The following is an 11,405-nucleotide window of genomic DNA, read 5'->3' as shown; positions in this document are numbered from 1 at the left end:
CAACAATGCGTGAGGTCCTGACCGAGCTGCTCGCCTGGTGGCGCGCAGGTGAAAGTGTCGGGTTGGCAACGGTTGTCGCGACCTTTCGATCCGCGCCCCGGCCACCCGGAGCCGCCATGCTGGTGGGACCCGGCGGATGCGCCGTCGGATCGGTGTCCGGGGGATGCGTCGAGGGTGCGGTCTACGACGTCGCGCAGGCGGTGGTCGCCTCCGGGCGACCGGAACTGCAGCGCTACGGCGTGTCCGATGACGACGCCTTCGCCGTTGGACTGACATGCGGCGGAATTCTCGACGTCTACGTGGAAAAGATCGACCGGTCGACGTTTCCGGAACTGGAGGAGGTGTGCGCCGACATCGAGGCGGGCATTCCGGTGGCCGTCGCCACCGTGATCGAGCACCCCGATCCCGGATGGATCGGTCGACGCCTGCTGGTGCGGCCCGACGGGTCCGACCGCCCCGTGGTGACGGGAAGTGTGGGATCCGCGCGGGCAGACGACGCCATCCGTGACGATGCCCTCGGCCAGCTGGCCGCCGGCACCAGCGCCACGCTGACCTATGGCGTCGACGGTCAGCGTCGCGGCGAAGGGATGCGGGTGTTCGTGTGGGCCTTCGCGCCGAAGCCACGCCTCCTGGTGTTCGGCGCCATCGACTTCGCCGCCGCGGTCGCCCGGGCCGGTGCGTTCCTGGGTTACCACGTGACGGTGTGCGATGCGCGACCGGTATTCGCCACCACGGCACGGTTTCCCGATGCCGATGCGGTGGTGGTCGACTGGCCGCACCGCTACCTGCGCGACGAAGATGCGGCGGGTCGGCTCGACGCGCGCACCGTGCTGACGGTGCTGACGCATGACCCGAAATTCGACGTGCCGCTCCTGCAGGTGGCGTTGCGAATCCCGGAGATCGCCTACGTCGGCGCGATGGGATCGCGGCGCACGCACCACCAGCGCCTGGAACGCCTCCGCGAGGCTGGTCTGACCGAGGACGAACTCGACAGGCTCCACAGCCCCATCGGGCTGGATCTTGGCGCCCGAACCCCAGAAGAGACCGCCGTGTCCATCGTCGCCGAGATCATCGCCGCCCGCTGGGGCGGCAGCGGACGGCATCTCAAGGACATCGCCGGACCCATCCACGAGGGTCTCGACCAGGCGTCGGTCCTGCCGGGCTAGCGGCCCGACGCACCACAGCGTTTCGGATCCCGGCAGTTACGTCCGGGGTCCGGTCTCACCGCCGGCAGCGAGACGGCGGCCACAGGAGTCGATCGGAGAATGCACGATGCTGTCGAAACTGCTAGTCGCCAACCGCGGCGAGATCGCGGTCCGAGCGTTCCGGGCCGCCTACGAATTGGGTATCGGCACGGTCGCGGTCTATGCGTTCGAGGACCGCAACTCGTTGCACCGGCTCAAGGCCGATGAGTCCTATCAGATCGGAGATGTCGGCCATCCGGTCCGGGCGTACCTCTCCGTGGACGAGATCATCCGTGTCGCCCGCCACGCCGGGGCCGACGCGGTGTACCCCGGGTACGGCTTCCTCTCCGAGAGTGCAGAACTCGCGTCCGCATGTGCCGAAGCGGGCATCACCTTCATCGGGCCGAGCCCTTCGGTGCTCGAGCTCACCGGCAACAAGACGCGGGCGATCGCCGCTGCGCGTGACGCCGGGCTCCCCGTCTTGGCGTCGTCGGCACCGTCGGCCTCGGTCGGCGAGGTCGTCGCCGCTGCGCAGGAACTGCGCTTTCCGTTGTTCGTCAAAGCGGTCTCCGGCGGCGGCGGCCGGGGTATGCGACATGTCACCGACATCGGTGACCTCCGGGAGGCGGTCGAAACCGCCTCCCGTGAAGCGGAGTCCGCCTTCGGAGACGCCCGCGTCTACCTCGAACAGGCAGTGGTGAAGCCACGCCACATCGAAGTGCAGATCCTGGCCGATTCCCGCGGCGACGTGGTGCACCTCTTCGAACGGGACTGCAGCGTGCAACGCCGGCACCAGAAGGTCATCGAGATGGCACCCGCGCCGAACCTCGACGATGCTCTCAGGCATCGGATCTGTTCGGATGCAGTCGCATTCGCGCGTCACATCGGCTATACGGGCGCCGGAACCGTCGAGTTCCTCCTCGATGAGTCCGGCGAGTACGTGTTCATCGAATGCAACCCGCGAATTCAGGTCGAGCACACGGTGACCGAGGAGATCACCGACGTCGACCTGGTGGCTGCGCAGATCCGCATCGCGTCCGGGCACACCCTGTCCGATCTCGATATCGACCAGGCGACGTTGGCGATCCGGGGCGCCGCCGTGCAGTGCCGCATCACCACAGAGAACCCGGCCGACGGGTTCGGACCCGACACCGGTCGCATCACCGGGTACCGGTCGCCGGGAGGCGCGGGGGTGCGCCTGGACGGTGGCACGCATATCGGTGCGGAGATCGCCGGGCACTTCGACTCGATGCTGGTGAAACTGACGTGCCGTGGATCGGATTTCGCCGCCGCGATCGCCCGTTCCCGCCGCGCGCTGGCCGAGTTCCGGATTCGCGGTGTCTTCACCAACATTCCGTTTCTGCAGTCGGTCCTCGACGACCCGGATTTCAGGGCCGGTGCCGTGACGACGTCCTTTATCGACGACCGGCCGCACCTGCTCACGGCTCGTTCCCACGCCGACCGTGGCACCAAAATCCTCACCTACCTTGCCGACGTCACCGTCAACCAACCGCACGGCACCCGCCCGACGGCGGTGTACCCGCACGACAAGCTGCCGGCGATCGACCTCTCCACCCCTGCACCTCCGGGCAGCAAGCAGCGCCTGACCGAATTGGGGCCGTCGGGCTTTGCGCAGTGGCTGCGCGAATCCCCCGCACTCGCGGTGAGCGACACCACCTTCCGCGACGCCCATCAATCACTGCTGGCGACCCGGGTACGCACCTCCAGCCTGCTGGCAGTCGCCCCCTACGTCGCCCGCCTGACGCCACAGCTGTTGTCGGTGGAGTGCTGGGGCGGGGCCACGTACGACGTCGCGCTGCGCTTCCTCAAGGAAGACCCGTGGGAACGCCTGGCTGCATTTCGGGAGGCGATGCCCAACATCTGTCTGCAGATGCTGCTGCGGGGCCGGAACACCGTCGGCTACACCTCTTTCCCGCCGCGCGTCACCGAGGCGTTCGTGGCCGAAGCGGCCGCGACCGGCATCGACATCTTCCGGATCTTCGACGCGCTGAACAACGTCGAGAACATGCGGCCGGCGATCGATGCCGTACTGAATTCGGGCGTCACCGTCGCCGAGGTCGCCATGTCATACACCGGCGATCTGTCCGATCCCGACGAAAACCTCTACACCCTCGATTACTACCTCAAGCTGGCCGAGCAGATCGCCGATGCGGGTGCGCACGTGCTGGCCGTCAAGGACATGGCCGGCCTGTTGCGACCACCCGCAGCAGCGACACTCGTCAGCGCGCTGAAGTCACGTTTCGACCTGCCGCTGCACATCCACACCCATGACACGCCGGGCGGCCAGTTGGCGACCTACCTGGCTGCATGGCAGGCCGGGGCCGACGCGGTGGATGGCGCGGCGGCCCCGCTGGCAGGTACCACCAGTCAGCCGGCACTGTCGTCGATCGTGGCCGCCACCGCCCACACGAAGTTCGACACGGGGCTGAGCCTCGACGCCGTGTGTGAACTGGAACCGTACTGGGAGTCGCTGCGAAAGACGTACGCACCCTTCGACGTCGCGAGGGCGGGCCCGCCGTCCCCCACGGGACGCGTGTACACCCACGAGATCCCCGGCGGACAGTTGTCGAATCTGCGGCAGCAGGCGGGCGCCCTGGGACTGGCCGACCGCTTCGAAGACGTCGAGATCACCTATGCCGCGGCGGATCGCATCTTGGGCCGGTTGGTGAAGGTGACCCCATCGAGCAAGGTCGTCGGCGATCTGGCCCTGGCGTTGGTGGGTGCGCAGGTGTCTGCGGAGGTCTTCGCCGCCGATCCGGCACGCTACGACATCCCCGACAGTGTGATCGGTTTCCTGCGTGGAGAACTCGGTGACCCGCCGGGCGGGTGGCCCGAACCACTGCGCACCAGAGCGCTCGTCGGACGCGGCAAGGCCCCGCGCGAGGAGCCGCTGTCGCCGGCAGACAGCGAGGCCCTGAAACATCCCGGCGCGACCCGTCGCAGCACGCTGAACCGGCTCCTGTTCCCGGGTCCCACCGCCGAATTCGAGGCGCATCGCGAAGAGTTCGGTGACACATCACAGCTGAGCACCAATCAGTTCTTCTACGGCCTGCGCCACGGCGAGGAACACCGGGTCGAACTCGAGCGCGGAGTGCAGCTCCTGATCGGGCTCGAAGCAATCTCCGATCCCGACGAGCACGGTATGCGCACGGTGATGTGCATCCTCAACGGCCAGCTGCGCCCGGTCCTCGTGCGCGACAGAACCATCGACGATGTGGCACCGACCATGGAGAAAGCCGACCGCGCCGATCCCGGCCAGATCGCCGCACCGTTCGCCGGTGTGGTGACCCTCGGTGTCTCCGTGGGCGCCGAGGTGCGCGCCGGTCAGACGGTCGCCACGATCGAGGCCATGAAGATGGAATCCGCCATCACCGCGCCCCGCGCAGGCACTGTCGAGCGGATAGCCGTGTCTGCGACCTCGGAGGTCGACGGTGGAGATCTGCTGATGCTGATCTCCTGACCGTCACCGCGGACGTTGATTGAGGATCTTCTGCATCTCGGTGATCTGCAACGCGATGCCGATCTGGATGGCCAGCGGCGTGCTGGTGCTGAACGGGCCCAGGAGACGTTCGAGCTTGGCCAGCCGATAGCGCAGCGTGTTGTAGTGGAAGTGCAGGTTTCGCGCGGCCTCTGCCATGTTCATGTTGTGTTTGATCAACGCCTCCAGCGTCTGGAACATCTCCGACCGTTCCGGCTCGCTCATGTTCAACACGGGTCCGAGCGTCTCCTCGGCGAAGGTCAGCAGCTCATCGTTACCGACCTGGGCGAGGAGCCGGAAGAGGCCGAGTTCGCCGTAGGCGGTCACGGCGCCGGTACCCGACACCCGGGGCCCGAGGCGCAGCGCGGTACGCGCCTCCTGGTAGGCGGTCGACACACCGGCCGGCCCTGGGTAACGCCGGCTGACGCCGATGGCGTACTGGACGTGCGTGAACCGGGCGACTTCGTCCTGCACAGCGTGCGCGACGGTCAGCACGTCCTGGTCGGCTCCGATCACCGCGACCAGTTCGGAGCCGAGGCCTGCAGCCGCAGCCATCCGGTCTCTGCTGCGCACGGCCGACGCCCAGAACTCGATGGCTCGGTCATCGGCCAGCCGGGACCTCCGTTTGTCCGGACGGGTGTCGGAGGTGGCGCCTTCTCGACGTCCCACCAGAACGACGATGTCGCGCTCTAGATTCCACCCGAAACCCGAACCCAGAGAGGCGTAATCGTCCGACTGGGTGTCGGCACCCGAGATCAACTCGAACAGGGCGTTCGAGGAGAATCGGCGCTCCACCGCCTTCACCGCGAGGTCGCGCGTCACCTCCAGCGCTGCGACGATGGCGGCCTGCCCGACCGCGACCAGACTGAACTCGCCGAACGGGCGATGCGATTCCACGGCCACCACGAACCCGTGGTGCAGGCGGCCGGCGCGAATCTCCGTCGAGGCCCAGCGCTTTCCGGTGGCAGCGTGCGTGTGCGATCCGGTCGGGCCCAGGTGCAGTACGCCCGCATCGTCAGCCTCCAGCAGATCCACCTCGGCCAGCAGCGTCCGGTCACCGGCGTGGGCGAGCACCGTGCCGTGCCGGTCGGTGATGGCGACACCGGCATCGCCGAGGATGGTGGACAGACTGCTCGCGAGCTCGTTGAGGCCGCCACCGGACAGCGTGATCGCCAGGAAAGCATGGTGCAGCTCTTGGGCTTTCGCCAGCGCCGAGGCTTGACGGTTGACGATGATGCCGAAGGCTCGGCTGAGGATGTCGTCGAATCGAACGGACTCCGGTATGACGACCAGCGGGAGGCCGATCTGGTCAGCCGCGTCGATCATCCCCTGCCCGAGCCGCGGCAGGTAGCGGTCGAGTTTGACGCCGATGCCCGCGAGTCCGAGCCGGTGCAGATCGGTCAGCAACCGACCTTGGTCGGCGCCGTCGCGGGGCAGCGGATACCCAGTGGCCAAGAGGAATTCGTCCTTGCGCACCCACTGGTTGATGTCGGGGACCGTCATCACGTTCACGGCACTGATCGCGCGATCGAGTCCCGCATGGCCGGCCACCAGCTCGGCACCGGCGAGCACCTCGTCGTCGAGCAGCTCGGCGAGGGTGAGGACCTCACTCGCGTCCGGAGTCATCGAATTCGCCGTCTCCATCACCACCCAACCTAGCGCTTATTGCCAACAACTGGGGCAATAGTTGGCAGAAGTAGCTATGGGCCCTGTGGGTCCTCCAGCCCTACCGTGGGAGCATCCAGCCACTTGATCAGCAAGGGCTGACCCGCTCGACATCTCCCGGAGGAGCGCCCCGTGACGTACAGCCCGAAGTCCCCCGTAGCAATCGACAGCGTTGCCCGCGAAACGGTGTCCATCCTGGGCGGGACAGGTCAACTGGGCTTCGGCCTCGCCCTCCGCCTGGGCCGCGCCGGCTACTCGGTGTGCATCGGATCTCGTGACGCCGAGCGCGCGCGCAGCGCGGCAGAACAGGCCTCTTCGCTCACCGGTAACCGCACGACCGTCGGTTGCCTGAACGAGGATGCCGTCGGCGCGGCGGACCGCCTGGTGATCGCCGCGGTGCCGTTCGTCAGTCACGTCCCCGTGCTGCGCAGCGTCGCAGAGCGCTGGCGTCCCGGACAGGTCCTGCTGGACACCACCGTGCCGCTCGCCACCGCTATCGGCGGGCGCCCGACCCATCTCGTCGAGCCGTGGCACGGTTCCGCGGCGCAACAAGCGCGAGCGGCGATTCCGGAGCACGTCGCGCTGGCCGCCGGTCTGCACACGATCAGTGCCGCGGTGCTGCGGGACATGGAACGTCCGCTCGATCAGGACACGTTGATCTGCGGTGACCGGCAGGCGAAGAAGGTCGTCAGCGAAGCTCTGGACGGTATCGAGGGACTGCGTGTTGTCGACGCCGGATCGTTGGAAATGAGCCGCCTGCTGGAAGGACTCACCCCGCTGTTGATCGGCATCAACATCCGCAACAAGACCCATGCCGGCATTCAGGTGACGCACCTTCATGCCCGCCCCGTACCCGAGCCCATCACCGCCTAGGGCCGTCACGCCACCTCGACGATCAATTCGACCTCCACCGGAGCGTTCAGCGGGAGTTCGGCGACGCCCACCGCCGAGCGGGCGTGCTGGCCCGCATCGCCGAAAACCGATACCAGAAGGTCGCTGGCTCCGTTGATCACCACCGGCTGGCCCGTGAAACCCGTTGCCGAGGAGACGAACCCGACAACTTTCACGATGCGGACGATCGAATCCAGATCGGCCAGAGCAGCGATGGCGGCCAGCGCGTTCAGCGTGCAGATGCGCGCAGCCTCGACGGCGTCCTCCGTGCTGACCTCGGCGCCGACCTTGCCCTGATGCGCCAGCGTCCCCGAGACCAGGGGAAGTTGCCCCGAGGTGTAGATCAAATTGGCCGTGCGGACGGCCGGGACGTAGCTGGCGACCGGTGCCGCGATCGCCGGCAGGGTCAAGCCGATCTCGTTGAGCTTCTGGACCGTTCTTTCAGCCATCGTCATCCTTTCGCAGTCAATGGTGGGCAGCTCTCATGCTTCCTGCGAATGCGCCCGACGGTCCAGTAGTGAGTTCTGCGGAATGCTCAGCAGTGCGGGTGACCAATCGTCCCGCTGCTCAGGCGAGTGCGCTCGTGAACAGTGCCAGGACAGCGTCGGCGCGACAACGCATCGCGATGTCGATGCTCGGCCACGGCGTACGGCGGCTCTCGTGCATGGCGTCTTCACCAGGCAGCCGCCGCCGGTCCACCAGCGTCTGGCCTCGACTCATCCCGTGCGCGAGTTCGACCTGTACCGGCCAGTTTTCGAACTCGAAAAGCTCGGGTGCCACCAAGGCGCACACCGCGCCGGCGTCGCCGATCAGCGGGCTGGCGTAGCCGAGCAACGCACCGACGCTGCGCCGCACCGGATCAGTCGACGCTCGGAGTTCCGCGATCAGTGCGCGGTCGGCGGCCACTCGGGTGTAGACGTCGAGGCCGTACATGGTCAGCGGCACACCGCTGTTCACCACGATCCACGCTGCTTCGGGGTCATGCCACACGTTGTATTCGGCGACCGGGCTGGCATTGCCGACCGATGCCGAGCCGCCCATGAACACGATGCGCTCAACCCGCTTCACGAGCTCCGGGTGGGTACGGATCAGCAGCGCGATGTTGGTCAGCGGGCCGAGCGCGACGATGGTGAGCGGTTCGGTGGCCGAAGCGATCTCGCGACGCATCAGGTCGACAGCGTGGACGGCAGCCGCCCGCCTCGCGCTACGCGCAACGTCGAGGTCGCCCAGCCCTCTGCTGCCGTGCACCAGAGAGGCATCTCGGGGCGGTTCGACCAGCGGCCGAACGGCTCCCGCAGCCACCGGAATATCCGGCGCGCACAACAGGTCCAGCACGGCGAGGGTGTTCGCGACCACCTGGTAGACGCCGGTATTGCCCGCGACGCAGGTGATCGCCCGGACGTCGATGTCCGGTCGTCTGATGGCGAAGACGAGTGCGAGGGCGTCGTCGATGCCGGTATCGACGTCGAGGATGACCGGTCGTGCCATATCACCGTTCTCCCACGACAACGCCGAAGCCGCCGGACTGGATGAACCAGTCCGGCGGCGTCAGCGTTCTCCCTATGACGATCGGTGAGACCCCGTCGCCGGGGCGACCGGAACCTGCTCTTTGGGAACGGTCGGCACGGCAGCCTTGTCCTCATCCGGGACGTGTGCGGTGAGGTAGATGGTGGCAGCGACCGAAAGCACTGCCGCCACACCGATGTACACGCCAAACGTGACCACGGTTCCCGTCGAGGCGATGAGCGCGGCCGCCGCCAGCGGCGTCAGCCCGCTGCCGAAGATCGAGCCGAGTTGGTAGCCCATCGAGATGCCCGAGTATCCGACGCGCGCGTCGTAGATGCTGGCGAAGAAGGCGGCCATGGTTCCGTAGGTCGCGGCGTACGGGATGAAGATCAGCAGGTAGCCCAGCAGTGCGAGACCGAAGCTGCCGGTGTCCAGGAGCAGCACCCAGGGGATGCCCATGAGCCCCATGCCCACGTTGCCGATCAGGAACACCTTCTTGATACCCACCTTGTCGCCGATGTTGGCGAAGGTCGGGATCAGGATCAGCACGGCGATCTGGCACAGCAGAATCAGCAGCAGCATCTGGCTGTAGCTGAAGTTGAGAGTGTTGGTCCCGTAGCTGAGGCTGTAGACCGCGGCACCGTAGATGACGACGCCGTGCACCAGGTACGCACCGGCCATCAGGACCACCTGCTTGCGGTACTTGCGCAGCACGCTGACCAGCGGACTGGTCACCTTCTCGTTGGTCTTCTCGATCCGCTTGAACTCCGGGCTCTCATCGACGCGCAGGCGGATGATGAGGCCCACCACCACGAGCGCGAAGCTGCCGAGGAACGGGATGCGCCAGCCCCACGCCAGGAGGTCTTCCTGGGACATCACCGCGGTGGTGATCAGGAAGACACCGTTGGCGATGATCTGGCCGGCCGGCGAGCCTGCCTGGACCCAGCTGCCATAGAGTCCGCGCCGGTGTTTGGGTGCGTGTTCCACGGTCATGAGAACGGCACCGCCGTATTCGCCGCCCACCGAGAGTCCCTGTATGAAGCGCAGGCCTACGAGGATCAGCGGTGCCGCGACTCCGATGGTCTCGTAGGTGGGCAGGAGACCGATCGCACCTGTCGCGCAGCCCATCACGACGAGCGTCAGGACCAGCATGGGCTTGCGGCCGACCTTGTCGCCGAAGTGGCCGACGATGAGCCCCCCGAGCGGCCGGGCCAGGAAGGCGACGCCGAAGGTCGCGAACGACAGCAGGGTCCCGACCAAGGGGTCCTGGGCAGGGAAGAACACATGGCGGAAGATCAGCGCGCTGGCCGTGCCATAGATGAAGAAGTCGTACCACTCGATGGTCGTGCCGACGAAACTGCCGACAGTGGCCTTCTTTGCGGGCGAGAGCATCGGGAACCTTTCTGTTCCGCGAACCATGAAGTCCGTGCGAGCTTGATGTGAGGTCAATCACGCTAGGTTCGCCATGAGATCTGGCACACATGATCAGCAGACAACTTCGACCATAATTGTTTGGCAGACACTGCCAAGGAACGGGCCTCACGTAGGGTTCGGGTCGTGTACGTCGACGTGATGACGACTCCGCTGCCGCTTCAACAGACGTCCGAGCTGGCGCGACGCACGCAGGCCGCGGGCTTTTCCGGGCTGTTGTTCACCGAGACCGGTCGGACGGCGTATCTCAACGCGGCGGTTGCCTCGCAGGCGGCGCCGGGGTTGGAGTTGTCGACGGGCGTGGCGGTGGCGTTCCCGCGCAGTCCGTTCGTGACGGCGGCGTCGGCGTGGGAGCTGCAGGAGGCGTCCGGTGGCCGATTCCGGCTGGGGTTGGGCACGCAGGTGCGTACGCATGTGGTGCGGCGGTATGGGGCGCAGTTCGAGCATCCGGGACCGCGGCTGCGGGACTACGTGCTGGCGGTGAAGGCGTGCTTCTCGGCGTTCCGGACGGGCACGTTGGACCATCACGGCGAGTTCTACGATTTGGACTTCATCACGCCGCAATGGAGTGCCGGGCCGATCGACGCGCCGGACCCGCAGGTTGACGTGGCGGCGGTGAACCCGTGGATGCTGCGGATGGCGGGCGAGGTGGCAGACGGGGTGCATGTGCATCCGCTCGGCGAGCCGGGCTATATCGCGCGGCATGTGGTGCCGAAAGTGGCTGAGGGAGCGGCGAAGTCGGGACGATCAGCCGATGACGTCGCGCTGATCGTGCCGGTGATGACGATCGTCGGCGACACCGACGAGGTGCGGCACCGGGAGCGTGAACTCGTACGGGCGAGCATGAGCTTCTACGGCAGCACGCCGAACTACGCGTTCATCTGGGACGAGGCCGGCTTCGAGGGAACGACGGCTCGCATTCGGGAGAAGCAGAAGGCCGGCGACTATGCCGGCATGGCGGCGTGCATCACCGACGACCACATCGCGACGTTCGCGACGGAGTCGACGTGGGACGGTCTGGCCGACGCGTTGCGGGCCAAGTATGACGGGGTGGCGTCGCGGGTGGTGCTGTACAACGCGGCGGCGAATCCGGAGCGGTTCGAGCGGTACGGCGCTGTGGCGCAGCGGCTTTCAGCGGCGCGCTAAGGAGCTGTGAAGTGCATTCATTTTCGGGTACAGTCGCGTGACGCGCGCTCACAGTGATCAACTTCGCGCTTACGTCGCCGCCA

Annotated in this window: 8 protein-coding genes; 4 read left to right on the top strand and 4 right to left on the bottom strand. The window is 66.8% G+C overall.

The window, feature by feature from the left end; translation table 11 throughout:
• The first annotated feature begins 5 nt into the window (after positions 1–5).
• The gene (locus A5757_RS17545) at positions 6–1,166 is read left to right on the top strand and encodes an XdhC family protein (protein ID WP_066836420.1); all 1,161 of its coding nucleotides are present in this window, start codon (positions 6–8) and stop codon (positions 1,164–1,166) included.
• Positions 1,167–1,272: 106 nt separating this feature from the next.
• The gene (locus A5757_RS17540) at positions 1,273–4,665 is read left to right on the top strand and encodes a pyruvate carboxylase (protein WP_066836419.1); all 3,393 of its coding nucleotides are present in this window, start codon (positions 1,273–1,275) and stop codon (positions 4,663–4,665) included.
• Positions 4,666–4,668: 3 nt separating this feature from the next.
• Here the strand turns inward: A5757_RS17540 and A5757_RS17535 are convergent, their stop codons facing one another.
• Positions 4,669–6,327 carry a PucR family transcriptional regulator gene (locus A5757_RS17535; RefSeq protein ID WP_066836417.1) on the bottom strand — a complete coding sequence of 553 codons (1,659 nt, stop codon included), beginning with the start codon at positions 6,325–6,327 and terminating at the stop codon, positions 4,669–4,671.
• Positions 6,328–6,534: 207 nt separating this feature from the next.
• Between A5757_RS17535 and npdG the strand changes: the two genes are divergently transcribed.
• Positions 6,535–7,221, top strand: coding sequence for an NADPH-dependent F420 reductase (gene npdG, locus A5757_RS17530; protein WP_066836415.1), 687 nt, complete (start codon positions 6,535–6,537; stop codon positions 7,219–7,221).
• A 5-nt stretch (positions 7,222–7,226) separates the two neighbouring features.
• Here npdG and A5757_RS17525 read toward each other — a convergent pair whose 3' ends face one another.
• The 3 genes from A5757_RS17525 to A5757_RS17515 form a co-directional block, all read right to left on the bottom strand.
• Positions 7,227–7,694, bottom strand: coding sequence for a RidA family protein (locus A5757_RS17525; protein ID WP_066836413.1), 468 nt, complete (start codon positions 7,692–7,694; stop codon positions 7,227–7,229).
• Positions 7,695–7,806: 112 nt separating this feature from the next.
• Positions 7,807–8,727 (bottom strand): nucleoside hydrolase, encoded by a 921-nt coding sequence (locus A5757_RS17520; RefSeq protein WP_066836411.1) that lies wholly within the window; start codon positions 8,725–8,727, stop codon positions 7,807–7,809.
• Positions 8,728–8,799: 72 nt separating this feature from the next.
• Positions 8,800–10,137: an MFS transporter gene (locus tag A5757_RS17515; protein WP_066836409.1), complete on the bottom strand. Its 1,338-nt coding sequence runs from the start codon at positions 10,135–10,137 to the stop codon at positions 8,800–8,802.
• Positions 10,138–10,302: 165 nt separating this feature from the next.
• Between A5757_RS17515 and A5757_RS17510 the strand changes: the two genes are divergently transcribed.
• Entirely contained in the window at positions 10,303–11,322 is a 1,020-nt protein-coding gene (locus A5757_RS17510; RefSeq protein ID WP_066836408.1) for a TIGR03617 family F420-dependent LLM class oxidoreductase, read from the top strand.
• Positions 11,323–11,405: the final 83 nt, after the last annotated feature.

Origin of the sequence: Mycobacterium sp. 852013-51886_SCH5428379, from assembly GCF_001665575.1 — a bacterium.
Classification (GTDB): domain Bacteria; phylum Actinomycetota; class Actinomycetes; order Mycobacteriales; family Mycobacteriaceae; genus Mycobacterium.
Note: the sequence above shows the minus strand (reverse complement) of the source record. Positions and strands in the feature narration are given on the sequence as shown.